This window comes from Rhizobium sp. No.120 (genome assembly GCF_054558365.1).
The window spans coordinates 23,012-47,065 of record NZ_BAAJNQ010000022.1 but is presented as its reverse complement, the minus strand read 5'-3'; the positions used below and the strand labels follow the sequence as shown (position 1 = coordinate 47,065).

Here is a 24,054-nt window from a genome sequence, read left to right as displayed (position 1 = left end):
CCCATCGATCTGTCGAGGACTTACACGACCGAATTCGTGAAGAACGCCAAGTAAATTGGCTGGCGTCAGGCCGCTTGCGGAACAGACTGGAGGCGGCCTTCACAATCCTCGCGAGAGCTTCTGTATAGTCTCGATAAAATCATCTCGTCCAGCCCTGTGAAATCCAGTAGGGCGCAGGAAAGCTCACAGCCAGGCCAGCACCAACATGTCGCCTCATTTTGATCTAGTCCGACTGCTTGGCGGATTGCGAGCGCTATCTCGCGCGCCAAACCTCTCCGTGGCATCCAGGATTAGAGGATGCTTGTCATAAAGCGATCGATACGTGTTTCCGGCTTGTAGAGGGCTTTGACAATGATTGCCGCGAAGGTTGCTGTCAGCGCGCCGCCGATGGCGTCGCTGACGTAGTGCGTGCCGATATAGACGCGGGAGAGGGACACAAGAATCGCGGCCAGAAGGAAGAGGAACCCGCGTCCGGGCAGATTGTGGATGAGGAAGGCTGCGGCAATCGCAAAGCTCGCCGTCGCGTGATCGGATGGAAATGATGGATCGCTGCTGGGTGCGATCAGAAGGTGTGTAATCCCAGCATCGTAAGGGCGGATTCGCTGATCAAAAAGCAATATGATCTGATTGATTCCCAGTCCAATCAAAAACGTCAGGCCGGCAGCGATCAGGATGTGGCGCGTTTTTGTCCGCTCGGAGCCGGTCCACCATTGAGCGGCCACGGCCAGAATGAGCAATGGGACACCAATATTAGAAATGCTGATCACGACATGGTCGAGAAGACTGTTTCCTGCCAGACTATTGATCCATCCGGTAATGGCGGCGTCGAGTTCGTACATTTGGCCTCCTATCGTCCCGCGTCGGGATGCCTGAATTGCCTGACACCTGCCTGAAGTGTTGAGGCTGCGCCATGACCATAGGCACCGCCTTCGTGCGGCGTTAAGACTCTCCGTGGCAGCCCACATTGAAGACAACGGGGGTACATCGAGGTGAGCACTACGCGATCCGATGACGCTCAGCCACCGGCGGAATCCATTCATACCGCTTCCCAGACATGGCCGCCTGGATCGGCGAGATTGCGATTGTAAAGAAAGCCGACGTCCTGCTTCGGATTAATATCGGATTCTCCACCGTGCGCGGCGGTGGCATCATTCATCTGGCCGTCAACCCCGGACGGGAACACCGGCTATGGGATAGGCTGGGTCTTGATTTCTACAACCGACCCTCGGCGCTCGTTTTGCCAATTTCGCATGAAGTAACGCTGACGCAAAGTTCGCGCCAGCGCCATAGGGATGCCGCGGTGCCCCTTGTCTATCTCTTCCCGCAATACTGGAAGAAGGGCGCCGCTGCAATCTCTCAGAACGGCATGCCGGGCAGTGCCTGCGTCGCTTCCTTCTGAACCGCCTGTAATTCCTTCGGGTCGTAGCCGAGTGCTTGCAGAATCGTCGGCGCCACTTGTGTCGTCTGCACCAACGCCGTGATCGTGCGCGGCGAGATGGACGGATTGCTCAGAAGCAGCGCCACGTTGCGGTCATTGGCATTGCCGCCACCATGTTCGGCGATTTTCTTACCGCCCGTGTAGACGACGCCGGGGTTGACTGTCACGATGAAGTCGGGTGCGCGCGTATCGCTGGCCGGATCCTGGTAGGCCAACGCCACCTGACTGCTGGTCAGCAACTGGCCGATGCCGAGCGCCTTGCCTTGGTCTTTCAGATACTCTGCTGCGGCAGCCAGCGATTTTGCCCGTTCGTCCGGCTTCAGCCAGATCAACGATGCATCATCGGCGATGTGGAACGCATAACCCGGCATTTTCGTGTAAGGATCGTCGTCGGTCGGCTGGAATGTCGACGGATCGATCGGTGACTGGCCATGTTTCGACGCAATAACAACGAGCGTCGTATCGTCGAGTTTGTTGTCGTGCAAGGCGCCGACCAATTCGCCCAAAGCGTGATCGACATAATCGAGTTGCGCTGCCAAGCCATTGTTCGGCGTAGCATTGGCGTCTGCATAACCGCCAACCAGACCTGCCTCGTCGCCAGGACCAGCCTTCGGCAATTTCTGGCCAACGCTGACAGCCTGCAGATTCAAGCCGAACAGCGCCGGAACCGGCTGCTTGTTCGCACCGGTGCTGTCGAGCCCCTTGATCTCATTGATCACGGCTTTCACATGGGCCTCGTCAAATTCCCGTTCGGCCTTGAAGCTGCCGGTGGTTTTCACCTTGGTACCGGGAATGAGCGAATCCTGTTCCAGCGCATACAGATCGTCGATACCCTTTCCGGAGGGGCCATTGAGCCATTCATAGGCCGGATGCTTGTCGCTCCAGGCAGTGTGGCCGCCATGCTGATGCACGATCTCGAACACGTTATTCACACGAACGAAATCATGCGGGAACACCGGTTTGCAATCGCCGTTCACGAGCACACGCGGCAGCTTGGCTGCATCGATCTGCGTCATCGGTTTGCCGGGAGTACCGCCACCGTCGAGGCGAGTATCATCGATATCGATGGTCTCTGCAAAATTGACCTCAACGCCAGGCGCGCCCTGGCATTTGGAGTCTGCGGCAAAATAGCTGCGATCGAAGGAATCGTCATAATACACGCCGGTCACAGCCGGAGTGCCACCGGTCACTTGCGCGACCAGACCGGGAAATGAATCCGAAGGATTGGTAGTGACGGCGTTCGGATAAAACACGCCGGTCTTCTGAAGAGAAGCCATCGTGCTTTGCGAATGGGCGGCCACGTAATTCGCGAAATCCACCGCGTGCAGACCATCCACCGAGATCAATAGCACATGTTCATAGGGTTTGGCATTCGCCGGACCTGCGGCAGCCACATAGGTCAGCGACGTGCCGAGCAAAAGACTGGCCATAAATTTATGCATCCACGCCTCCTTGATGGATATAAGCCCCCGGAAGGACGCTAGTGTCGGGCCATGACAAAGTGATGAACTGCAGACTACCCTTAAGCCGGACATGCCGTTCATTCGGCGGAGATAACGGCGCCACACTGTTCGTTTGAGAGTCTTGATGGGAGCGACGCAGCCGCTGTTGCGTTAACGGAGGTTATAGAGGTTCAATTTTGAAGAGAGGAACTGTCTCGTGAAGGTAGCCAGCAAAGCACATGCCTCCCGCAACGACGGGACGAGCAAGGCGCTTGGCTCAACACGGCGTTCTGAAGTTCGCTTTGACATGAGGTCGTCAGAAGGTTTTGGTAGTGGTGACCAGTGATTGCCTCTCAGCTCCCAAAGGACATCGAATGGCCGGCGCTCAAACGGAACGACACTTTATTGACCGCGTTGGATGGCTTCGCGCCGCCGTACTTGGCGCCAATGATGGGATAATATCCACGGCCAGTTTGATGGTGGGGGTTGCGTCGGCCGCAACGTCGTCCAGCGCCGTTCTCGTTACGGGTATCGCTGGTCTTGTCGCCGGCGCGATGTCGATGGCTGCTGGGGAATATGTTTCTGTAAGCTCACAGGCCGACACGGAACGCGCCGATCTGGCACGGGAAAAACGCGAGCTAGCGACAAATCGTGATGCGGAGGTGGAGGAGCTGGCGGCGATATACGCATCGCGTGGTGTCGATCCTGCTTTATCCATGAAAGTTGCCGAGCAGCTAATGGCGAAGGACGCGCTTGGTACTCATGCTCGGGATGAGTTGGGAATTTCAGAGGCAGTTTCAGCCAATCCGATCCAGGCGGCCATGACCTCAGCGGCAACTTTTTCGTCGGGTGCAATTCTGCCCGTTTTGGCTGCTTTAATTGCGCCGAAGAATATTTTGGTTCCGGCCGTGTTCGGAGTTTCGCTCGTTGTTCTGGCCTTGCTCGGGGCGATTGGTGCCAGGGCCGGCGGGGCTGCGGTATTAAAGCCGATGCTTCGGGTCGCTTTCTGGGGCGCTATCGCGATGGCCATAACTGCAGGCGTTGGCGCAGTGATCGGCACTTCGGTCTGAGCAAGGCAATTAGAAGGTGGCATCGCCTTAACTGGCTGGTGTGGATCGGGACGATAGTCTACCGCCATGACTGAAGAGGTGTCCGCCCACTACAAACGCCACCGTCGCTTTCTAGCCGAGATCATTGCCCATCCGGATGCTCTATTATCGGTTCCCGCTCAGCTTCCGTGACATCGAGGATCTGTTGGCGGAGCGCGGCATCAACGTCTCATTCCAAACCGTCTCGGAATGGGCAACGAAATTTGGCGTGAAATTCGCCCATCAACTCCGACGGCGATCTTGTGGTCACTTTGCCGATAAGTGGCACCATCGTTGAGATGGTCGTGGCGATCAAGGGAAGGAAGTACTCGTGTAGCGCGCGGTTGATGCCAACGGCAAAGTTTACGAAGTTCTGCAGCAAAGCCGCAGGAACAAGGGTGCGGCTTTGCTGCTGATGCGTAAGATGCCCAAAGGTCAGGGTAGTTGCTCCGCGCGTCATGGTGACCGACAAGCTGCGCTCTTACGCCGCCGCCAAATCTGAATTGATGCCGGGTGTCGAGCATCGCTCGCACAGGGGCCTGAACACGCTATCCGCCGACCTGATTGTCGCAGCACTTCTCGCTGGCAGCGGACAGCTCGGCGGCCTGACGTTGATCGGACTGCACGTCCCAGGCAATCATCGGGCCAAGGCAAACGCCGTTCTCAATATCGGCGGCTATATCCCGGCCGGGCTGATGCATGTCGCAACGGGCCTCGTCATCGACCACGCAGGCCTCTCTCGCTACTTGCGACGGCGCTGGCGGCCATAACCGCAACTGGCGGGGACGGTTTTCCGCAAGCTCGCGAAGGATTGACGATGGCTACTGGCGAACGGGAAAGACCCACTAGCGGCAAGCGCCGTGGTCAGACGACGGCCGAGTGTTCAGATTTCAGACCGCGTCGGCTCGGTACGAAGGTCGGAAGTAGTTGATCAACTCCAATAGACTGTCGCGCAGTGGCGCAGCTGTCTGCGCCGCCTTCGCCATTGTCATTGCGCCCGAATACACGGCGACAACGAACATAGCCGCTTTCTGCGGGTCGAGATCCGTAGCAAGGCCGGCGTCCAAATCGTCATGCAGCTTGCTGGCGATCGCCGCGCGCCAGCTTTGGAAGATCGTATCCATCTCATGTCTTAGCTCCGCATCGCGGGATGACATCTCCACGGCAAGGTTGCTCAGCGGACATCCTAAGACAGCACCATTTCCCTCCAACTCAGCGATTATGGCCCTGAAAGCATCTCGAATGCCTAGGGGTGCAGAAGTCGCGTTGCTCACTGGTGTAATCCAGGCGTCGGCTACCGCAGGCGCTATTCCTTCTCGTATGACACACAAACCAAGCGCCTTCTTGCTTGGAAAATGGTGCGCGAACGCTCCGCTTGAGACGTTCGACGCGTCTCGAAGCTCATTCATTGAAGATGCCGTATAACCAACCCTGCACATCATAGCGAACGATGCATCGATGATCTTCCGACGCATGCCCACTGGATCGTTTCTTCTGCCTTCGATCGCCATCAACCCTCACACCAATGTTCAGAAGCGATTTCAAAATATCAGCTTGACAAAACAGGTCAATCATCCTGTATGTATAAAACAGGTTGATTGACCTGTTTTGGGGGATGTATGCAGCATACGGTATTTGAATTGCGCCGCTATCGGCTTCGCCCAGGCGCGCGCGCGCTGTTACTCGACGTCTTCGAACGCGAGTTTGTCGAAACGCAAGAAGAGCTGGGCATCGGCCTTCCCGCTTTCTATCGAGATCTCGACGACCCGAACGCGTTCGTCTGGGTCCGCTCATTCTCTAATATGCAAATACGAGCGGATGCGCTTGCCGCCTTTTACTCGGGCCCAGCCTGGAAAGCTCATGGCGCCGCGGCCAATGCGACTATGGTCAACTCTGACAATGTGCTTCTACTTCGCCCTGCAAATCTATGGCCGGCATTTGCCGCCAACAGCCTAGCGAGGCCGACCGTCGGCGCATCGTCGGCGCCAACGGGCTTGACCACCATCACCACTTGCTCGCTCGCGCCGGGCTCCGCCGAGAAATTTGCCGATCTATTCGAACGCGAAGCGAGAAAGCTGCTCGAGACTACAGGTGCGCGCATCGACGGGATGTTTATCACTGAGGCGAGCGCAAACACATTTCCGCACCTGCCCGTCCGGGAGGGCGAAACCGTGTTCGTCTGGTTCTCGACTTTCGTCGATCTATTGGCCTATGAAAAATATCTCGCAGGACTGGCAGGTTCCGAAGTTTGGCAGTGCAAGGTGTTCCCGATGTTGGATCAAGAAGTTTGGCGACCGATGGAGACGGTCCGCCTGACCCCAACGGCTCGTTCTTTGGGTGGATGGTGACAGTCATATACGCTTCCTATCGGCTCTCATACGCGCCAGGTTGAGATCGTCCCCCGTAGTGCATACCACTCTAACGGAGATGTTTGCCTGCAAATAGGTTTCCGTGTTGGTGAAGCACGTTGCGATTTCTTTCGGCTGGTATTGCTCAACTTTACCTTTCTTACTGCGGAGCAAGATCCGGGTGGCCGCTACACAAGCGCAAGCGTATCTGGTCCTGATCACCACAGAAGGGGGGGGCCAACATGGCCGAACTACGTCTAGGAAGTGTGCCAATCACCAACACGAGCGATCTGATTGTCCAGATAGCACCCGGCGGTAGCGTCGGATTAACGACTTTGTTGTGAAAAGCTCGGTATTTGGTGACCCATGACCGAAGCACAGCATGTTCACTTCAGACGCCACCGCTTCCCAGCCGAGATCATCGCCCATGCTGTGTGGCTCTATTATCGGTTTCCGCTTAGCTTTCGTGATGTCGAAGACCTGCTTGCCGAGCGCGGCATTGAGGTCTCGTTTCAGACCGTCTCGGAATGGGCTGCGAAGTTCGGCCTCAAATTCGCTCATCAGCTTCGTCGACGCTCCCGCGGTCGATTTGCTGATAAATGGCAGCTCGACGAAATGGTGGTGACGATCAAGGGGAAGAAATTCTGGCTGTGGCGGGCAGTCGATGTAAACGGTTACGTCCTCGACGCCCTGCTGCAAAGCCGGAGAAACAAGCGAGCCGCCCTCCGGCTGATGCGCAAACTGCTCAAGGGTCAGGGTACCACCCCACGGGTTATGATCACTGACAAGCTGCGGTCCTACTCTGCCGCCAAGTCCGAATTGATGCCGGGCGTCGAGCATCGGTCACATAAGGGCATCAACAACCGCGCCGAGAATTCACATCTTCCCGTGCGACGACGGGAACGGCGCATGATGCGCTTCAAGTCGGCACGGCAATGCCAGCGCTTCGTTTCCGTCCATGGCCAGATCGCCAATCTCTTTCTTCTTCACCGCAAACATCTGACCGCCGCAGATCATCGCCAGCTTCGCTCAAACGCCATCGCAACATGGCGCCAGATCACAATGTCGAGCGGCGCATAAAAACTACGACGCGCGCCCTTCTGCACTCTCCACGCCGTTAAGGCGACGCCGCCGCTTGCGGTCTTTATAGACTTTGAAGGGCAGGACGGCGAGTCTTTGCGGTTCGCCGGTTCGACTCCCTTCGAGAGCACTCGTTCAACTCCGGCGCCGTCGCTAAGACTTGTCGGAAAGCGTATGGCCGTTACTCTAGGTTTCGAAGATTGGCGTCCAAAATGGATAATATTCTCGTTCATATTTCCGATCTCTCCTCTACGATCGTCAGCGACGTCGATTATCGGGAGGAAAAAATCTATGTCGGACACAAAACTGGCAATTCTAACCGGCGCGTCGGGCGAAGTCGGCCGAGCTACTGCGCGGCGGTTTGCCGAAAGTGGCTGGTCGCTTCTGTTGTGTGACCGTACTTCGAAAGTTGTTGAGGTAGCAGAGGGGCTGTCTTCCGAGTTTGGTCGGACCAGTATCGGGATGCAGATGGATCTCGAGCGCGACGCGGAAATCGATCAGTTGATTGAGAGGGCAGCACAGACAGGCATCCCGCTGCGCTTCCTCGGACTGATTGCGGCGATCAATCATCCGGCCGTCAGCATTGCAAACATCGACATGTCCCTCTGGGACAAGGTGCAGAACATCAATCTGCGGGCGAATGTGAAGTTCATTAGCGCGGCCGTGCCTTTGATGCGAGCGGCGGGCGATGCATCCATCGTCAACGTGGGTAGTTACTGGGGGCGGGAAGGGCACGCCTTCTTCAGTCCCTACTGTGCTTCCAAGGCCGCGCTGATTTCGTTGACGCAAAGCGTTGCGATCGAACTGGCCCCTGAAATCCGGGTAAATTGCGTTGCGCCTGGCAATATCGATACGCCGATGCATTACAATGCTCTAGCGGTCGAGGCAGAGAAGCGCGGAATTTCAGCAGAGGCGATGCGCGAAATCGAATGGGCCAAGATACCGATGGGCCGTCCGGCCGCAACGACGGAGATCGCTTCGGCGATCCATTTCCTCTCGACAAAGGACGCAAGCTATTTCGTTGGTGCGACGCTCGATGTCAATGGTGGTTGTCGGCTAACGTGATGGTCGACGCTAGACGGGCAAGCCGCGTCTATACGACCGCGGGTGTCTTGCCTGCATCACTCGACAATGAGGCTCGGGGTGCTGGCCCGGTGCTGCCCCTGAGGACTGGGTGCGGTGTCAACAGGATCCGCTTCACCGGCTGTGAGCCGTTCTTGATAAGGCTCATGAGCAGATCGGCGCTTTCGAATCCGAGATCACCTCCCGCCGTATGAAGAGTTGTCAGCGGAGGAAAGAGCATGTTCATGAAGGGCAGGTTGTTCACACCGGTCAGCGATATGTCCTGCGGACAGCTTACGCCAGCTGCCCTCATTGCGGCAAGACAGCCGACGGCGAGAAGATCATTGAACGCCATAACGGCAGTGCTGGTGAGCCCGGACGCCAGCATATGCGCCATGATCCGCTCGCCTTCTGCAACGTCATAGGCGCGGGCTTCGACGACTTCGAAACGGCAGTCGGCGGCTTTTGGAAGGCGCATCGCCGCATTGAACCCAGCGAGCCTGTTTTGAGCGGTTGAGGCCGCCAATGGCGGTGTGACATAGGTGATATCCTTATGGCCGAGGTCAAGAACATGCTCGACCATCGCCTGAACACCCGCCGCGTCGTCCATGCAGACAGAAGAAATGCGGCTATCGCGAGGATCTCGAAGAACGGCGACGGTTGGTATGCCTAACTCAAGGCAGAGATCGACGGCGGGGTCGTTCAACTCGAAGCTGGCGACGACCAGACCGGCGACGAACTGACCGCTCATGCGCTCGATTATCGAGCGAAGCTTCGCGGCGCTGTAGTCGGAATTGGCGACGAAGGTAACATATCCTTCCTTGGCCACGCGTTCTTCCACGGACGCGATAATCGGAGAAAACAGCGGGTCGCTCAGATTGGGGACGATGAGGCCAATGGTTCCTGTCTTCTGGGTGCGCAAGCTCGAGGCCAGCGAATTCCGTGTGTATCCGAGCTCCTCGGCCACCTTCTCAATTTTTCGCACCACCTTGCTGGATATGCGATGCGTCGCGCCAGAGCTGAGCGCGCGTGAAGCCGTCGAGACGTGAACACCCGCGCTCTTGGCGACATCCACGATCGTCGCGCGTGGACGCTTGCTGCCGGGATGCTTTGGATTTTCGCTCATGAGGATGCCCGCTTTTTAGCCCGTGTACTCGGGAAAATATTCGATCAAACCTTTGCGCACAAGGTGCAGATTGGTCGGCAAAAGTAGCAACGATTTAGATGCTCAAGCCTCTCGGCGAACCTAAGATCGGCTATCTGAGCGCGTCATTTGGTATGCTTCGCACACCAAAGGTAGTTTTTGCGCAGGAAGATTGGCCAGCGCGGTATGTTTTTTCCCATATATCGCGAAATCGATTGCTCAATACGACAGTAGTCAATGGACTGAAAACATTAGCTTTATAGAGCAGAAATGAAGCATCTCCAAAATTATTCTGTCAGAAATGAGCAAACGTTTGCTCTTGACTCGCACTTTGGCGCCTTTTAAGCATGTTACCCGGACGGAGCGGCACTGTGCGGTGCCGATTGTGGAGAGAGTGCATAATGGCTTGGTCTTCAGGGGGCGATCTGAAAATTGCATTTGTCGGGACAGGCGCCCAAGGTGCCTCGATCGGTGCGGATTTCATACAGGCAGGCTTGCATGTGATGTTTATCGAGCAGTGGCCCGATCATGTCGACGCCATGAACGTTCGTGGTATCACGGTGAATCTTCCCACTCGCTCTCTTCATGCAAACGTTTGCGCTAAGCATCTTTGTCAAGTCGCTGAAATCCGAGAGCGGTTCGATCTGATCTTTGTCGTTGTCAAGGCCTACGACACCTCTTGGACCTGCCGGCTGATCGAACCGGTTCTCGCCACTGATGGGCTCGTCGTAGGCATCCAGAATGGTATGACGCAGCATGCGATTGCCGCGGTCGTTGGCGCCGAGCGAACCGTCGGTGCAGTCTTCGACATGGCGTCGAACATGTTCGTCCCGGGCGTCACGAACCGGCAGAACGATCACGACACGTCATGGTTTGCGCTCGGTGCGCTCGATCCTGCCAACCGAGACCGCGTCGAGCTGATCGCCGAGCTGCTCCGTGCTAGCGGCCGGGTCGAGGTGTCCGACGATATCAACTCTGCCAAGTGGATGAAGCTGATCGTCAATGCCGCGCAGTTGGTTCCCTCTGCGATCTTGGGGCTGCCCTTTACCGAGGCTGTTAAGGTCCCCGGAATGGAAGCCGTGATGAGAACTGCCGGCTACGAGGCGATGCGCGCAGCTCGAGCCGATGGCGCCAGCATCGTTCCGATCCTCGGCATGGCGCCGACCACGACGAATGACCCCGAGCGCTATGTCGATGCAATCTTCGACGAGGTTCTGAGGACCTTCATGATGCCGGACACCCTCACGACGGTGTTGCAGGACTGGCGAAAGGGACGGCGGGGCGAGGTCCTCGATATCAACGGACATGTTGTCGCGACGCTGGAAAAGGTGGGCCAGAGCGCCCCTGTCAACCAGCGGGTTGTCGAACTCGCCCGATCGATCGAGCGCGGCAGGCTTGTCGCGCAGCCATCCAACAGCGCGCATTTCCTCGCGTGAGCGGGCGACGGAATTTAAAACCAGGCGCGCGAGCTGCGCCACGGAAAAGGAGAAGTCTATGAGTTGGGATAACCCGCGAGGCCCCAGAATCGCGTTTGTTGGCACCGGAGCCCAGGGTGCGTCCATCGGCGCAGACTTTGCACTGGCCGGACTGGACGTCACCTTCATCGAACAGTGGCCGGACCACGTCAATGCGATCCGCCAGAATGGCATCACCGTCAATCTGCCGGCGCGCACCATCAATGCGAGGGTGCCCGCGCTTCATCTCTGCCAGGTCGCCGAGATCAAGGAACCGTTCGATGTCGTCTTCCTCGTCGTCAAGGCCTACGACACGAAATGGGCCTGTCAGCTTATCGAGCCCTGCCTCGCTCCCGATGGGCTCATCGTTGGCTTGCAAAACGGCATGACACACGAGGATATCGCTGCAGTAGTGGGGCGGGAGCGCACCATCGGTGCGGTCATCGAGATTGCCTCGAACATGTTCACTCCCGGCATCACGAACCGGCAGAATGACCATGACGAGTCCTGGTTTGCCCTCGGCGCGCTCGATCCGAAGACGCAGGAGCGCGTCAAAGACGTCGCCAACCTTCTCAGGAACTCGGGTACCGTCGAGGTGATGGAGGATATCCGTTCCGCCAAGTGGATGAAGCTGGTGGTCAATGCTGCCGAACTCATTCCATCGGCCATCATCAACTTGCCGCTCAACGATGCGGCGCGTGCCCCCGGCATGCTGGAAGTCATGCGTTCGGCCGGCTACGAGGCGATGCAGGCGGCATTGGCCGACGGCGCCAAGATCATTCCGATCATCGGTATGCCGCCGGTCACCACCAACCATCCGGAACGCTATGTCGACCAGATCTTCGAGGAGGTGCTGAAGACCTTCTCGCGCGAAGACACGCTGACGACGTCGTTGCAGGATTGGCGCAAGGGGCGCCGAGCGGAAGTGCAGGAGGTCAACGGTGTTGTCGTCGACATCCTGCGCGCTCACGGGCAAGAGGCACCGGTCAACCAGCGGGTGATGGAAGTCGCCTACGACATTGAGGCCGGCCGTCTCGAAGCGCGTCCGGAGAACGCTGCTTTGCTGATCGAAACATACCGCGCCGTCAGCGATCGCGGATGAACTCCCGGCGCGAACGGAAAGGCGAGACATCATTTAACCTGAGGAGGAGAATGGCATGAAATCGCGTTTGAAATTCGGAGCCGTCGCACGGTGGCTTTTGACGTCAGCGGCACTCTGCGCCAGCATGACGCTTCCGGCCGTGCCGGCAAATGCCGATGAGGCGAAGGGAGGAAAGCTGATTGTCGGCATCGACGAGACCGCTTCCGAATACTGGTCCGAGTATCTGCAAGGTGTGAAGGATATCGGTGCATCGCTCGGCAAGGAGCCCGTCGTGCTGACGAGCAACTACCAGGGTGATCAGCTGCTGGCGCAGCTCGGCGCGACCTATTCTGCCGGGTGCAACCAATGCGCGCTTGCCACCGATCCGTCGTCTAACGCCTTCGTAAAGGCCGTCGTGAACCGGTCAGCCAAATCGAAGGTCCATGTCGTAACGATCTGGAACCGGCCCGAGGACATCCACCCCTGGGATACAGATTCCAAGTACTGGGTCGCTCACACGTCTTTCGACGGCGTGATGTCCGGCTATTATCAGGTCATGGCGTTGTGCAAGGCGCTAAACGGCAAGGGCAAGATCGCAGCCATCGAGGGCGTCCCGTCGACGCCGCCGGCATTCCAGCGCATTGCAGGCCTGAAGAAGGGCCTGAAGGAATGCCCGGGGCTTGAGCTCGTCGACACGCAGGTCGGTGACTGGCAGGAAACCAAGGCTCAGAACATCACGCGCACGTGGCTTGCTCGCTACGGCGACCAGCTGCAGGGCATTTTTGCATCGAACGATGCGATGGGTCGCGGCGCTGTTGCCGCGCTCAAGGAAAAGGGCCTGAACGGCAAAGTTTTGGTCACTGGTTCCGATGGGTCGAACATTGGCCTCGAAATGGTCAAGAGCGGCGACATGCTCGCCACCGTCTGGAACGATCCGGTTCTTCAGGGCGCCGTTTCGATGTCTCTAGCCTATGCCGCTGCTGTCGGCGATATAGACCCGGAAAAGCTGACGCATGCCCAGCGCGACTTCTACATCAAGCAGGACGTCGTGACGAAGGATAACGTCGACAAGTATCTCGATCTCAAGAAGAACGCGCCGAAATACACCTACGATGAAATCAAGAAAGATTTCTGGAAGGACTCTGCGGGCCAGATTCCGGAAGGCGCAAACGAGAACAAGTAATCGGAGGAGGGGTCGATGGACGCCGCTACCAGTATTAACTCCAAAACCGGCGCTCGCTCGCTGGCGCTTTTTGGCGAAATCAGAAGCAAGTTGTCATGGACGCAGTTTGCAGGCCCGATCGTGGCGCTCATCGTGCTGTCCGTAGGCTTCCAGCTGGTCAGCGGTAGCTTCTTTACCATCGACAACCTCAAATCCGTGATTGAGGCAGCGGCGGTTCCAGCCATTCTCGCCGCTGCCATCAGCTTCGTCGTCATCATGGGTTCCATCGACCTGTCGGTCGAAGGCACTATGGCGACGACGAGCATGATCGTTGCCCTGCTTGTCGCAAACGGCGTCAACGGCAACGACTACGGCCTGGTCGGCCTGCTGGCGGCGTTGGCGGTCGGCCTCGGCTTCGGCTTCTTCAACGCTGTGCTCAATGCGGTGTTGCAGATGCCGTCGCTGATCGTGACGCTCGGAACCTGGTTTGTCGGGCTCGGTATTGCCGCCGTTCTCTTTCCGTCGCGCGTGCCGCAGATCAACGATCCGCTCATTCTCAACCTAGCCCGTGTTCGCATCTTCGATCTGAGCCTTATCGTCTACATCGCGCTCGCCGTCATCATCGTCAGCCAGCTGGTCCTGAATTTAACGCGGCTAGGCCGCATGATCTACGCGATCGGTGGAGACGAAGGCCTGCTGGTCGCATCCGGTCTGCGCATTCGGTGGGTAAAGATCGCGGCCTTTTCGATTTGCGGTCTGCTCGCGGGCATGTGCGGCGTGCTGCTTTCCGCTCAGCTCAGCACCGGTAACGCGAATATCGGCAACGGACTTCTGTTTCCCGCGATCAGTGCTGCTGTTCTCGGCGGCACCGTTCTGACGGGTGGACGTGGCGGCGCGGTCCAATCGGCACTGGGCGCCCTGCTGCTTGAGGTGCTGAACAACGGCCTGATCCAGATCGGCGCAGGTCCCTATACGCGTCATATCATCAGCGGCGCGGTCATCGTAGTCGCCGTTGCTGCAGGCGGCTGGCATCGCCGTCGCAAACTGAGGGTCGTAAAATGACAGGCTCGCTCGTTCTCAAAGGTGTCCGCAAGACCTATGGCAGCGTCGTTGCGCTCGAAGGGATCGATCTCGAAATCCCGGCGGGCCAGGTTCTCGGATTGATTGGCCAGAATGGCTCGGGCAAGTCGACGCTTCTCAAGATCCTGGCGGGATTGGCAATGCCCGATGACGGGCAGATCATTCTCGATGGCGAACCGATTGTACTGGATTCGGCGTCCACCGCCGGCAGCTTCGGCATCGGCATGGTTCATCAGGAGCAGTCTCTCATTCCGAATCTGACAGTTGCGGAAAATATCTTCCTCGACAAGCCACACCCGGCCATGAAGAACGGTCTCTACCGGTGGGGAGCGCTGAACAAGGCGGCTGAGGAGCAACTGCGCAAAATCTCGGTCGAGTTGCCGGTGAAGGCCCTCGTAGAGGAATTGCGCTTCGCCGAACGCCAGCAGGTGGAGCTCGCCAAGGTTCTCGCGATCGAGGAACTCGTCGATCGCCCTCCGGTCATTCTCTTCGATGAGCCCACCTCCGTTCTCACACCTGAAGAAATCAAGCTGCTCTTCAAGCAGATAAACCGGTTGCGTGGGAATGCGACGATTGTCTTCGTCTCGCATCGGCTTGAGGAGGTCCTGGAGATCAGCGACCGGATCGTCGTGATGACCGACGGCCGCAAGGTCGCCGAACGTGACAGCCGTTCAGTCGACAGAAATGAGCTCTACGAGCTGATGGTTGGACGTCAGCGGTTGAGCAACACGCGATCTATCCGGAGGCCTGCGGCATCCGATGACAAGCCGGTGCTGAAGATCGAGCAGCTTGGCAGCGCACAGCATTTCCGCAATGTCGGTTTCGAACTTCGCCGCGGCGAGATTCTGGGCATCGCCGGAGTGCTGGGTTCAGGCGCCGAGGAATTGTGCCGAGCCGTCTTTGGCGCAGAGCGGATCGATTCCGGAAGGATTGCGATCGAGGGCAGGGCGATGACCCCGGGCAGTCCGCGAAACGCGGTACGCGAGGGTATTGGATATCTGCCGGCTGACCGCCGGGCGGAGGGCATGCTGCCGAGCCGGTCTCTGTTCGAGAACGCAGTTCTCACGTTCGGCCTCAACTATGGCTGGCGCTCGGTCATCCTGAGGCGAAGCAGCGAACGGCCGGCGGCTCTCGAGTGGATGAAGCGCCTCAAGGTCAAGATGCATACGCCATATGCGCCGATATCGAGCCTGAGCGGCGGCAACCAGCAGAAGACTGTCCTGGCAAAGTGGCTTTTGGCGAAACGGTTAAAGGTTCTCTTCCTCGACCACCCCAGCCGTGGACTCGATCCCGGCGCCCGCGACGATCTGTTTGCCGTTATCCGGCAGCAGGCGGAGAAAGGTCTGTCGATCGTCTTCGTCGGCGACACGATCTCGGAGCTGCTTGAGCTCTCGGACCGCATCCTGGTCATGCGGGATGGTGAGATCACCGCGCATTTCGACCTCGCCAGTGGCGCATTGCCGAAAGAAGAGGAAGTCGTCGCGGCCATGGTGTGAGCCGGACGTGACGGCCGCGCAAGTTGGACTTCAGATAACGGATTGACGATCATGGAAAATACATTGGACAGCGCGCTGATCTCGGCGCTCCGCAGCCAAGGGCCGGGCTTGATGAGATCGCTTGGACCGCTGGCCGTTCTGATTGCGCTTGTGGCGATCAGCGCGGTAATTGCCCCTGGCGTGATCGAGCTGGACTCGCTCCTGAGCTTCCTGTCCGATGCGGCGCCGATCATTTCGCTGGTAATTGGCGGAACGCTGCCGATCCTGGCGGGCAGTATCGACTTGTCGGTCGCCGGCGTCGCTTCACTCACCGGCGTCCTTGTCGTCGTCCTCAATCCGATCTTTGGCCCGTGGACGTCGCTCGTCGTCCTCCTGCTCGCCATGGTATTCGGTGCGACCCAGGGCTTTCTGCATTCCTGGCTCCAGCTGCCATCTTTCATCGTCACGCTCGGCACGCTAAGCATGTTGTCAGGGCTTGCTTTGCTTCTTTCAAACGCGACGGCGGAGCCGATCCCTGACAATGATTTTCTCGTTGCCTATCTCTCGAACAGCACCGCAGAGATCCCGAACACGATAATTGCGCTGATCGTCATTGTCGCGGTGCTCGGCTTTTTGATGCGATATCTGCGGTTTGGACGGGACATTTACGCGCTCGGCACCGGGGAGCGGGCCGCGATCATGTCTGCCGTCAATGTCGTCGCCGTCCGCACCATCATCTTTGCAATTTCGGCCGGTTGTGCGGCGGTCGCGGGTCTGTTCCTGATTTCCATCACCACATTCAGTTCGCCAACTCTTGCCGGCAACCTGCTGCTTCTGTCCATCGTCGGTGTCGTCCTCGGCGGCACTGCGATCTCGGGCGGTGTCGGTGGGCTGCTTCCGGCGGTCGTCGGCGGCCTGATCACGTCCTGGCTGCGCATTGTGACGGTCATCATCGGCGTGCAGCCGACGGCGCAAAACATCGTGTTCGGTCTCACTGCGCTGATTGCAGTGGCGCTGACGACCGACCGCGGCAAGCTCGGCATCATCAAATAGTGCCGCTTGCGGCCGGTTATGAGAGATCAAGGGGCGGTTCGTTCGAACCGCCCCTTTGCGTTGCGCTAGACCGCGCTTCGCCTGACCCAGTCTATGTGCGTGGATTTGAGGCTGGCTTCGATCTGGGCCGACGCGTCCTCGAGAGCAAGTCTTGTCGGTTTGTTGCCGAGCAGGGCGTCATGGATCTCTGCGCCCAGAACCTTCTCGATCGTCGTGTATTGCGGAATATTGGGGCGCTGCCAGGTATGAAGAAGGTTCTTCTTTGCCAATTGGTCGACGAAGCGCACGATCGGTGAGCTCGCAGCCGCTTCCGGATCGGCGCTGACAGAAAAGCGCGGCGCGACCGGGAAGCCGTTCTTCACATGCGCCTTCATAGCTTCCCGCGACGCCATCCAAGCGATCGCGTCGGCGGCCAGTTCGACGCGCTCTTCGGGCAGATTGGTCGGGATGCAGAAGAGAAAGCCGCCGATCGGAGAGGCGCGGGTGCCTCCAGGTCCGAACGGCTGCGGCAGATACTCGACCCGGCGCTTGACCACTGACTGGACGTCATATTCGAAGCGAGCCGCGCGCATGGTCCAGAAGTAACCAAGGCTTGCCTTGCCTTTCAAAAACACTTCGAGTGTCTGGTCCCACGCCATCTCGAGGATCGTCGGCGGTGATATCTCCACCAGCCGGCGCATGTAATCGAGTGCCGCAAAGCCGGCATCGGACAGGATGGTGCAGCTCAGTTCCTCGAGATTGGTTCCATCGAGAGTGAAACCAGAACGCGTCTTGCGAAGCGAAATGGCGGGATGGCCGCAGGCGCCCATGAAGAACAGGAAGCTCGACGCGATCGGCATGCCACGTGCGCCATCCCAGACGGCGCCGTACATCCCGTCATCAGGTGCATGAAATTTGCGTCCGGCACTGATGACGTCGTCAAAGGTCTTGGGGAAGGACAGGCCTGCGTCGGCAAATAGGTCCTTGCGGGCAGCCAGGAACTCGACCGTGCAATAGCCCGGGACGCCGTAGTCTTTGCCTTCCCAGGTCGCGGCCGACCAGATCGACGGGTGGAAGTCGAGCGGATTGATGCCGGTCTTCTGGACATATTGGTCAATCGGCCGGATGACGCCGCTTTCTGCGAACTCGCCAAGCCAGGGCATGTTGATCGCGATAACGTCGTAATCGGAGCGGGGCTTGGCGCCATTCTCACGCGCCCGGCGATAGAGCTCGGGAAGCGGCAGCAGATCGAAATTCTTGCGCGAGGCGAGGTTATTGCGAAAGTCGGCCCACATGTTGCGCATGGCCGAGAAGTAATTGTCGTCGTTCAGCAGGAAGCGCAGTTCGATCTGCGATTCAACACGCTTCTGGACGAGACGCATTGGCGGAATGATCTGCGACCCCAGAGGGGTCCCGCCGAAATAATACTCGTCTTCCTCTTCGCCCGCACGCAAGCCAAGGGTCTGCGCCAGAAGGGATTTCGTCTTTCGCGCGTAGACTTCGAAGGAGCGGAGAAGCTGCTCGCTGGGCTGCAGCGCAAAGCTCTTGCCCGAAGAACCCTTCGCAACCTTGGCGATGTAACCGCTGTCGATCAGCCTGTTGATCAGCCGCATCGACGTCGCGTAAGGCAGGCCGGATTCCTGCCCAAGGGTCGAAATCGAAACCGTCTGGCTGAGAATATGCGATTTGATCAGGAAGGTGACGATAAGCCAGATGGCATCATCGTCGGCCTCCGCCACAACCTCTCGAAAGGGCCGGCGCGTCTTCTCGATGAAATCGATGACGCGTAACATCTCATATTCGTTCACGTCGGCCTCCCAAACCGTCGCGTTTCCGACGAACACACTAGCTGGCAAGTCGTCCTTTCACCAGTCTGCCTATATGGCCTTGAGTACGTGCGATGATCCGGATTGATCTCGCTTCAAACCGGCAAGGCGCTCGTATTGTTCGAAGAGAACGAAGAAGTCCTTTTCGGCGAGACCATCCGCGAAGGCGGCCTCATATTGCTGGCGGATCATAGAGGCGAGATACATCGGTACGTGGTCAGCCTTCGCAGCGCCGAGAATGAGATCGAAGTCCTTCATCATTTGCGAAACCGAAAATGCCGGATCGAAATTCCGTTTCACCAGCAGGTCCCGCTTGTAGGCGATCAGCGGCGAGGCGACGGCGCTTTCACAAATGACATTCAGCATCGTCTCGACTGAGAGATTTCCCTTGAGCCCGAGCGTCAGGGCCTCTCCAAGCAGGGCTGCGGTCGCACCGACCAGAGCGTTCAGGACGAGTTTCAGATAACGGGCCTCTTCACCCTCGCCGAGATAGAACTGCTTCGCCGCAAAGCTTGCAAGAACCGGCTCGACCTTGCGGTAATCAGCTTCGGGTCCCGAAATCATCACCGACAACATTCCTGACGATGCCGTGACGGTGCTGCCTGAAACAGGCGCGCGAAGATAGGCGACCCTCTTGCGGACGAGCGCCTCGGCGACTTCGGCCGAGAGTTCGGGCGAGACGGTGCTCATCTCCACCAGTACTTGACCGGGCTTAAGGAGGTCGACGAGTGCCGATGGCCCGAGCGTCAGCTGGCGCAAAATGGCATCGTTCGGAATTGTGAGTATGATCACGTCCGAAGCCTCGACGAGGTCCTCGAGGCTGTGCGCAACGTTCGCGCCCTGAGCGACGACCGACGCGCGGTTTTCCGGCAGCGGTTCATAGACGGACAGGGGATATCCGCGCTCCAGAACGCGCCTGCTCATGGGGGCCCCCATCTTTCCGATGCCCGCCCAACCCACTCTCAACGTGTCGCTCATGCATAACCTTTCTTCCCTGGAGGCAGGTGCGATCCAGAAATATCCGATGCCGTCATTTCACGAAGGAGCTCGAACAAGCCAATCGGGCCGTCGGACCGCTCGGTGCATGCACTCTCCTCCTACGGAAATACTAACGCCGCAGGCAGATCGTTTGCTGTATTGAAAATATCCGTTTCGGATAATTAAAGATTTGTCGAAGCCCGTATTCACCCGTAGCTTCAATCCCGGATCGCACGGCGGTTCCTTGGGAGGAATAAGCCGTCAGAAAAAAAGAAAACGCGGAAGCTCAGCGCTGCCACGGACGGTATCTTGTTGCCGGTTTGCCGGCATGTTGGAGGAGCATGGAATGGGATCGAGCGTGGTTGCAGCCGTTGCCGGCAAGGTGGTTATCGTAACCGGCTCAGCACGGGGTATCGGCGCCGGCATAGCTTCGGATCTTGCCGACAAGGGCGCCCATATCGTCATCGCCGATCTGAACGCGGAGGCTGCGCAGAAGACCGCCTCAAAGATTTCTTCGCAGGGCGGCAGCGCCATTGCCGTCGGGGTGGAAGTATCGAGCCGTAAGGACGTTCGGGCGTTGATCGAAACCACCGTCTCACATTTCGGCCGGCTTGATGTGATGTTCAACAATGCCGGCATCAGCCAGACCTGCCCGTTCCTTGAAGTCACCGACGAGGACTTCGACCGCATCATGGCGATCAACGGTCGGGGTGTGCTGATCGGGACGCAGGAAGCAGCCAAGCAGATGATCGCCCAGGGCGACGGCGGAAAGATCATCAATACCGCGTCGATCGCCGGCAAGCAGGGCTATCCGCTCTTTGCGCATTACTGTGCGTCGAAATTTGCCGTCGTCGCCATTACTCAGGCTGCGGCTCGCGCATTGGCTGAGCATGGAATCACTGTGAACTGCTTTGGCCCCGGCGTTGTCAAGACGGAGCTTTGGGAGCAACTCGACCGTGAATTCATCGAGCATGGGCTGACCGAGAAGCCGGAACAGGCGCTCAACGAGTTCTCCCAATCCATCCTGCTCGGGCGCGTCTCGCTTCCCAAAGACATCACGGGCGTGACGACATTCCTCGCTTCCGATGCATCGGACTACGTCACCGGACAGACGGTGATGGTCGACGGCGGCATGGTCCTCATCTGAAACGAATATGATTGGCCCGCGACAGGCCACCAACTGGAATCACGAAAGGCATGGAAATGAAGGCTGTACGCTACTACTCGAAGAAAGACATCCGAGTCGAAGATGTGCCGGCACCCAGTGGTCCGCTCGGCGACGACATGGTGCTGATCGAGCCCTTGGTCTGCGGCATCTGCGGCACGGACATTCACGAATATATCGCGGGACCTATCGTCACGCCGGCAACCACCAACTCCTATTCCGGTGCTATCCTTCCGCAGATCCTGGGCCACGAGTTTTCGGCGCGTGTCCTGGAGGTGGGCAAGAACGTCACGCATGTCTCGCCGGGCTCGCGCGTTTCCATCCAGCCGCTGATTTCGCCGCGCGATGATTATTACGGTCGTCGCGGCCTCTTCCATCTTAGCGAGAACATGGCTGTCGTCGGACTTTCCTGGGATTGGGGTGGTATGGGCGAGCGCGCCGTCGTCAACGGCTACAACGCCATTCCGGTGCCGGATACGGTCTCGGACGTTCAAGCCGCGATGATCGAGCCGGCGGCCGTAGCTGTTTATGGTGTCGATCGCGGTGGTGTGACGAGCGGCAGCAGTGTGCTCGTGTCAGGTGTCGGGCCGATCGGCGCGCTGGTTCTGCTCGCGGCCAGGGCCGCCGGCGCGACTAAGATCTTCGTCTCCGAGCTCAATCCGAACCGTCGGGCGCTCGCACAACAGCTGGTGCCCGAGGCGATCGTCTTCGATCCGCGCGAAACGGATACAGAGAAGCTGTTCCGTGACCGGACCGAAGAAGGCGTCGGTGTCGATGTCGCGCTCGAATGCGTCGGCGCCGAAGCGTCGCTGAACCTCTGCGTCAAGGCCGTGCGCCGCCGCGGCACGGTCGTGCAGGTCGGCCTGCATGTGAAGCCGGCAGCGATAGATGCGATGCTCTGGGCGCTGAAGGACATTACGGTCGAGGCCACCTGGTGCTACCCGGTGACGATCTGGCCCCGCATCGCCTCGATGATCGGCGCTGGCATTTTCCCGGTCGAAAAGGTCGTCACGGCCGAGATCGCGCCCGAAGACGTGGTCGAAAAGGGCTTCGAGGCGCTGCTCGACCCTAAGGCCACCCACATGAAAATCCTCGTCAATATGAAGGCCTGATCATGAAAAACCCGATGGATCTCAGCGGTCGGACTTTTTTGATCACCGGTGCCGCCGGCGGTATCGGCAGCGCGACTTCCCTTTATCTCGCCTCGCTCGGCGCAAACATCGTGGCCGCCGATCGCGATGCTGCGGTCGAAAACACGCGTGATGCCGTTCGCGCGGCGGGAGGAAAGGCCGAGGCCGTCACGTTCAACGTTGCTGACAAGAACTCAGTTGAGGCTGTGGCGGCGAAGGTCGGTGAGCGTTTCGGCGCTCTCGACGGTATCTTCGCCAATGCCGGCATGTCGTATGAACGCCCAGCGCTAGAGCATAGCGAGGGGGACTGGCGCACCGTCATGTCCGTCAATCTCGACGGCGTCTTCTGGACAGTACAGGCTTTCGCGCGCTCGATGGTGTCGGCCGGACGTGGTTCGGTGGTGATGACGGCGTCGATTGCCGGCGTCAAAGCCGTGCGGCCGGAGCTACATGTCGGCTACGATGTTTCGAAGGCTGGCGTCGCTCACATGTGCCGGGTTCTGGCGGCTGAATGGGCGCGCTCAGGCGTGCGTGTCAACTCGGTCGGCCCAGGATACACCGATACCGTGATGTTGGCCGAAGTTGGCCGCACGCAGCCTGCCGTCATGCAGAAGTGGCTTGATGACACGCCGGTCAACCGTCTGATCAAACCCGAGGAGATTGCTGCAACCGTGGCCTTCCTGCTCTCCGATGCGGCGAGCGGCATCACTGGCCAGCTGCTGATGGTCGATGGCGGCTACTCTATCGCTTGAATTCGAAAGGAATTATCCATGTTCTATGCAGTTCATTGCCTCGATCATGAAGGCGCCGTCGAAAAGCGGCTTGCCAATTACGATGCCCACAAGGCCTATCTTTCGGCCGGCAAGACCAAGACCGTAATTTCCGGCCCTCTGCTCGCCGATGATAACGAAACCATGATCGGTTCTCTCTTCGTCTTCGAAGCCGACACCAAGGAAGAGATCGTCGCCTTCAATAAGGCCGATCCCTTTACCAAAGCCGGCGTCTGGAAGTCTGTCAACATCCATCCCTTCAGCAAGCGGGTCGACAATCGATGACCGTGATCGAGAAAAACCCGGTTGTGGCGGCGCTCGTTGGCCTCGGCTGGTGGGGTCGCAAGATGGCGAGCCTGATCCATGACGGCGGCGCGCAGATGCATTTCGCGCGCGCGGTCGATCCCAGCCCTGACGCGGCCGCCTTCGCTGCCCAGATGGGTCTGCAATATTCGCCCGACATGGATGAGGCTCTGGCCGATCCGACCATCGAAGCGGTCGTGCTCGCGACACCGCATTCGCTGCATCGGGAGCAGATCGCCCGTGTCGTTGCCGCTGGCAAGCATGTCTTTTGCGAAAAGCCTCTCGATCTGACCCGAGCTGGTGCCGAAACCTCCGTTGCGCTTTGCCACAAGGCGGGGCTCGTTCTTGGCATGGGCCATGAGCGTCGTTTCGAGCCGCCGATCTCCGAGATCCTAGAGGCGGCCAAATCGGGAAAGCTCGGTCGGCTACTACAGATCGAGGCGAATTTCAGCCACGACAAGTTCCTCGGTCTCGACGCGTCGAACTGGCGGCTGAAGGCTGATCAGGCACCTGCCGGCGGCATGACCGCAACTGGCATCCATCTGACCGACCTTGCCGTCAAGCTGATGGGCCCCGCAAAGGACGTCCGCGTCGTTTGCGAAAACCTCGCTTCGAATATTCCGCAGGGCGATACGATGAGCGCCCATATCCGCTTTGCCGATGGTGGTTCAGCTTATATCTCGGCGACACTTGCCACACCCTTCATCTCGCGTTTCGCCATCTTCGGTACGGACGGCTGGATCGAAGTGCGCGACAAGGCGCATGTCGAAGCACCCGACGGCTGGATCATCACCGAGGGTTGGAAGAATAAGCCGATCACTGTGCGTGAGGTGTCGCCGGCCGAGCCGGTCCGCGACAATCTCAGGGCTTTTGCTAAGGCTGTTCGCGGCGAGGCGGATTATCCGATCACCGGCGAGGACATGATCAACAATATTGCATTGCTCGAAGCCATCGTGCGCTCGTCGAAGAGCGGCGCGCTGGTCGAGGTCTAGGGAG

22 protein-coding genes and 1 pseudogene are annotated in these 24,054 nt (G+C 58.6%); 17 read left to right on the top strand and 6 right to left on the bottom strand.

Translation table 11 applies throughout. The annotated features are described in order from the left end of the window. Positions 1 to 290: 290 nt before the first annotated feature. Entirely contained in the window at positions 291 to 839 is a 549-nt protein-coding gene (locus tag ACYJRZ_RS30195) for a phosphatase PAP2 family protein (protein ID WP_459464992.1), read from the bottom strand. Between the two features lie 215 nt (positions 840 to 1,054). Between ACYJRZ_RS30195 and ACYJRZ_RS30190 the strand changes: the two genes are divergently transcribed. Then, on the top strand, positions 1,055 to 1,399 hold the full coding sequence (locus ACYJRZ_RS30190; RefSeq protein WP_459464990.1) for a hypothetical protein: 345 nt from the start codon (positions 1,055 to 1,057) through the stop codon (positions 1,397 to 1,399). Here ACYJRZ_RS30190 and ACYJRZ_RS30185 read toward each other — a convergent pair. After that, complete coding sequence (locus tag ACYJRZ_RS30185) at positions 1,357 to 2,982, bottom strand: alkaline phosphatase family protein (RefSeq protein WP_459464988.1); 1,626 nt, start codon at positions 2,980 to 2,982, stop codon at positions 1,357 to 1,359. The genes ACYJRZ_RS30190 and ACYJRZ_RS30185 overlap by 43 nt on opposite strands. Before the next feature lie 272 nt (positions 2,983 to 3,254). Here ACYJRZ_RS30185 and ACYJRZ_RS30180 point away from each other — a divergent pair, with 272 nt between their 5' ends. Continuing rightward, on the top strand, positions 3,255 to 3,950 hold the full coding sequence (locus ACYJRZ_RS30180) for a VIT1/CCC1 transporter family protein (RefSeq protein ID WP_459464986.1): 696 nt from the start codon (positions 3,255 to 3,257) through the stop codon (positions 3,948 to 3,950). Between the two features lie 66 nt (positions 3,951 to 4,016). Beyond that, positions 4,017 to 4,522, top strand: a pseudogene (locus ACYJRZ_RS30175) (IS6 family transposase); the annotation flags it as partial. Between the two features lie 336 nt (positions 4,523 to 4,858). Here the strand turns inward: ACYJRZ_RS30175 and ACYJRZ_RS30170 are convergent. Beyond that, positions 4,859 to 5,479: a TetR/AcrR family transcriptional regulator gene (locus ACYJRZ_RS30170; protein ID WP_459464984.1), complete on the bottom strand. Its 621-nt coding sequence runs from the start codon at positions 5,477 to 5,479 to the stop codon at positions 4,859 to 4,861. 108 nt (positions 5,480 to 5,587) lie between these two features. Between ACYJRZ_RS30170 and ACYJRZ_RS30165 the strand changes: the two genes are divergently transcribed. From ACYJRZ_RS30165 to ACYJRZ_RS30155, 3 genes are all read left to right on the top strand, one after another. Next, positions 5,588 to 6,316 (top strand): NIPSNAP family protein, encoded by a 729-nt coding sequence (locus ACYJRZ_RS30165; protein ID WP_459464982.1) that lies wholly within the window; start codon positions 5,588 to 5,590, stop codon positions 6,314 to 6,316. 366 nt (positions 6,317 to 6,682) lie between these two features. Next, positions 6,683 to 7,396 carry an IS6 family transposase gene (locus tag ACYJRZ_RS30160; RefSeq protein WP_459464980.1) on the top strand — a complete coding sequence of 238 codons (714 nt, stop codon included), beginning with the start codon at positions 6,683 to 6,685 and terminating at the stop codon, positions 7,394 to 7,396. 291 nt (positions 7,397 to 7,687) lie between these two features. Continuing rightward, entirely contained in the window at positions 7,688 to 8,461 is a 774-nt protein-coding gene (locus ACYJRZ_RS30155; RefSeq protein ID WP_459464978.1) for an SDR family NAD(P)-dependent oxidoreductase, read from the top strand. A 28-nt stretch (positions 8,462 to 8,489) separates the two neighbouring features. Here ACYJRZ_RS30155 and ACYJRZ_RS30150 read toward each other — a convergent pair whose 3' ends face one another. Then, the gene (locus ACYJRZ_RS30150; protein WP_459464976.1) at positions 8,490 to 9,584 is read right to left on the bottom strand and encodes a LacI family DNA-binding transcriptional regulator; all 1,095 of its coding nucleotides are present in this window, start codon (positions 9,582 to 9,584) and stop codon (positions 8,490 to 8,492) included. 419 nt (positions 9,585 to 10,003) lie between these two features. Here ACYJRZ_RS30150 and ACYJRZ_RS30145 point away from each other — a divergent pair, with 419 nt between their 5' ends. Genes ACYJRZ_RS30145 through ACYJRZ_RS30120 form a run of 6 tightly spaced genes read left to right on the top strand, consistent with a single transcriptional unit; the run spans position 10,004 to position 16,907 of the window. Continuing rightward, entirely contained in the window at positions 10,004 to 11,038 is a 1,035-nt protein-coding gene (locus tag ACYJRZ_RS30145) for a ketopantoate reductase family protein (RefSeq protein WP_459464974.1), read from the top strand. Positions 11,039 to 11,096: 58 nt separating this feature from the next. Beyond that, positions 11,097 to 12,158 (top strand): ketopantoate reductase family protein, encoded by a 1,062-nt coding sequence (locus tag ACYJRZ_RS30140; protein ID WP_459464972.1) that lies wholly within the window; start codon positions 11,097 to 11,099, stop codon positions 12,156 to 12,158. 55 nt (positions 12,159 to 12,213) lie between these two features. Then, entirely contained in the window at positions 12,214 to 13,320 is a 1,107-nt protein-coding gene (locus ACYJRZ_RS30135) for a sugar ABC transporter substrate-binding protein (protein WP_459464970.1), read from the top strand. A 15-nt stretch (positions 13,321 to 13,335) separates the two neighbouring features. Next, positions 13,336 to 14,361, top strand: coding sequence for an ABC transporter permease (locus ACYJRZ_RS30130; RefSeq protein ID WP_459464968.1), 1,026 nt, complete (start codon positions 13,336 to 13,338; stop codon positions 14,359 to 14,361). Continuing rightward, positions 14,358 to 15,875, top strand: coding sequence for a sugar ABC transporter ATP-binding protein (locus ACYJRZ_RS30125; protein WP_459464966.1), 1,518 nt, complete (start codon positions 14,358 to 14,360; stop codon positions 15,873 to 15,875). The genes ACYJRZ_RS30130 and ACYJRZ_RS30125 overlap by 4 nt, the downstream gene beginning before the upstream one ends. A gap of 51 nt (positions 15,876 to 15,926) precedes the next feature. Continuing rightward, positions 15,927 to 16,907 carry an ABC transporter permease gene (locus ACYJRZ_RS30120; protein WP_459464964.1) on the top strand — a complete coding sequence of 327 codons (981 nt, stop codon included), beginning with the start codon at positions 15,927 to 15,929 and terminating at the stop codon, positions 16,905 to 16,907. Between the two features lie 65 nt (positions 16,908 to 16,972). On the opposite strand, the gene ACYJRZ_RS30115 is transcribed toward ACYJRZ_RS30120, so the two are convergent. Together ACYJRZ_RS30115 and ACYJRZ_RS30110 are read right to left on the bottom strand one after the other, a co-directional pair. Next, entirely contained in the window at positions 16,973 to 18,694 is a 1,722-nt protein-coding gene (locus ACYJRZ_RS30115; RefSeq protein WP_459464962.1) for an extracellular solute-binding protein, read from the bottom strand. Positions 18,695 to 18,763: 69 nt separating this feature from the next. After that, the gene (locus tag ACYJRZ_RS30110; RefSeq protein WP_459464960.1) at positions 18,764 to 19,690 is read right to left on the bottom strand and encodes an NAD(P)-dependent oxidoreductase; all 927 of its coding nucleotides are present in this window, start codon (positions 19,688 to 19,690) and stop codon (positions 18,764 to 18,766) included. Positions 19,691 to 20,036: 346 nt separating this feature from the next. Here ACYJRZ_RS30110 and ACYJRZ_RS30105 point away from each other — a divergent pair, with 346 nt between their 5' ends. From ACYJRZ_RS30105 to ACYJRZ_RS30085, 5 genes are read left to right on the top strand one after another with little or no spacing between them, the layout of a single operon-like run. Then, positions 20,037 to 20,837, top strand: a complete 801-nt coding sequence (locus ACYJRZ_RS30105; protein ID WP_459464958.1) for a glucose 1-dehydrogenase — start codon at positions 20,037 to 20,039, stop codon at positions 20,835 to 20,837. A gap of 50 nt (positions 20,838 to 20,887) precedes the next feature. After that, entirely contained in the window at positions 20,888 to 21,967 is a 1,080-nt protein-coding gene (locus tag ACYJRZ_RS30100) for a zinc-binding dehydrogenase (RefSeq protein ID WP_459464956.1), read from the top strand. 2 nt (positions 21,968 to 21,969) lie between these two features. Then, positions 21,970 to 22,737, top strand: coding sequence for an SDR family NAD(P)-dependent oxidoreductase (locus ACYJRZ_RS30095; protein WP_459464954.1), 768 nt, complete (start codon positions 21,970 to 21,972; stop codon positions 22,735 to 22,737). A gap of 18 nt (positions 22,738 to 22,755) precedes the next feature. Next, positions 22,756 to 23,040 carry a YciI family protein gene (locus ACYJRZ_RS30090; RefSeq protein WP_112343044.1) on the top strand — a complete coding sequence of 95 codons (285 nt, stop codon included), beginning with the start codon at positions 22,756 to 22,758 and terminating at the stop codon, positions 23,038 to 23,040. Next, positions 23,037 to 24,050, top strand: coding sequence for a Gfo/Idh/MocA family protein (locus ACYJRZ_RS30085; RefSeq protein ID WP_459464951.1), 1,014 nt, complete (start codon positions 23,037 to 23,039; stop codon positions 24,048 to 24,050). Before ACYJRZ_RS30090 ends, ACYJRZ_RS30085 begins: the two co-directional genes overlap by 4 nt. Positions 24,051 to 24,054 lie beyond the last annotated feature (4 nt).

What these genes read in the sequence shown, in the direction of transcription:
- ACYJRZ_RS30150 (WP_459464976.1), bottom strand. Translation starts at nt 9,584, where the DNA reads ATGAGCGAAAATCCAAAGCATCCCGGCAGCAAGCGTCCACGCGCGACG.
- ACYJRZ_RS30165 (WP_459464982.1), top strand. Translation starts at nt 5,588, where the DNA reads ATGCAGCATACGGTATTTGAATTGCGCCGCTATCGGCTTCGCCCAGGC.
- ACYJRZ_RS30145 (WP_459464974.1), top strand. Translation starts at nt 10,004, where the DNA reads ATGGCTTGGTCTTCAGGGGGCGATCTGAAAATTGCATTTGTCGGGACA.
- ACYJRZ_RS30110 (WP_459464960.1), bottom strand. Translation starts at nt 19,690, where the DNA reads ATGAGCGACACGTTGAGAGTGGGTTGGGCGGGCATCGGAAAGATGGGG.
- ACYJRZ_RS30090 (WP_112343044.1), top strand. Translation starts at nt 22,756, where the DNA reads ATGTTCTATGCAGTTCATTGCCTCGATCATGAAGGCGCCGTCGAAAAG.
- ACYJRZ_RS30105 (WP_459464958.1), top strand. Translation starts at nt 20,037, where the DNA reads ATGGGATCGAGCGTGGTTGCAGCCGTTGCCGGCAAGGTGGTTATCGTA.
- ACYJRZ_RS30140 (WP_459464972.1), top strand. Translation starts at nt 11,097, where the DNA reads ATGAGTTGGGATAACCCGCGAGGCCCCAGAATCGCGTTTGTTGGCACC.
- ACYJRZ_RS30190 (WP_459464990.1), top strand. Translation starts at nt 1,055, where the DNA reads ATGGCCGCCTGGATCGGCGAGATTGCGATTGTAAAGAAAGCCGACGTC.
- ACYJRZ_RS30160 (WP_459464980.1), top strand. Translation starts at nt 6,683, where the DNA reads ATGACCGAAGCACAGCATGTTCACTTCAGACGCCACCGCTTCCCAGCC.
- ACYJRZ_RS30095 (WP_459464954.1), top strand. Translation starts at nt 21,970, where the DNA reads ATGAAAAACCCGATGGATCTCAGCGGTCGGACTTTTTTGATCACCGGT.
- ACYJRZ_RS30195 (WP_459464992.1), bottom strand. Translation starts at nt 839, where the DNA reads ATGTACGAACTCGACGCCGCCATTACCGGATGGATCAATAGTCTGGCA.
- ACYJRZ_RS30120 (WP_459464964.1), top strand. Translation starts at nt 15,927, where the DNA reads ATGGAAAATACATTGGACAGCGCGCTGATCTCGGCGCTCCGCAGCCAA.
- ACYJRZ_RS30185 (WP_459464988.1), bottom strand. Translation starts at nt 2,982, where the DNA reads ATGAACGGCATGTCCGGCTTAAGGGTAGTCTGCAGTTCATCACTTTGT.
- ACYJRZ_RS30170 (WP_459464984.1), bottom strand. Translation starts at nt 5,479, where the DNA reads ATGGCGATCGAAGGCAGAAGAAACGATCCAGTGGGCATGCGTCGGAAG.
- ACYJRZ_RS30130 (WP_459464968.1), top strand. Translation starts at nt 13,336, where the DNA reads ATGGACGCCGCTACCAGTATTAACTCCAAAACCGGCGCTCGCTCGCTG.
- ACYJRZ_RS30085 (WP_459464951.1), top strand. Translation starts at nt 23,037, where the DNA reads ATGACCGTGATCGAGAAAAACCCGGTTGTGGCGGCGCTCGTTGGCCTC.
- ACYJRZ_RS30155 (WP_459464978.1), top strand. Translation starts at nt 7,688, where the DNA reads ATGTCGGACACAAAACTGGCAATTCTAACCGGCGCGTCGGGCGAAGTC.
- ACYJRZ_RS30125 (WP_459464966.1), top strand. Translation starts at nt 14,358, where the DNA reads ATGACAGGCTCGCTCGTTCTCAAAGGTGTCCGCAAGACCTATGGCAGC.
- ACYJRZ_RS30100 (WP_459464956.1), top strand. Translation starts at nt 20,888, where the DNA reads ATGGAAATGAAGGCTGTACGCTACTACTCGAAGAAAGACATCCGAGTC.
- ACYJRZ_RS30135 (WP_459464970.1), top strand. Translation starts at nt 12,214, where the DNA reads ATGAAATCGCGTTTGAAATTCGGAGCCGTCGCACGGTGGCTTTTGACG.
- ACYJRZ_RS30180 (WP_459464986.1), top strand. Translation starts at nt 3,255, where the DNA reads ATGGCCGGCGCTCAAACGGAACGACACTTTATTGACCGCGTTGGATGG.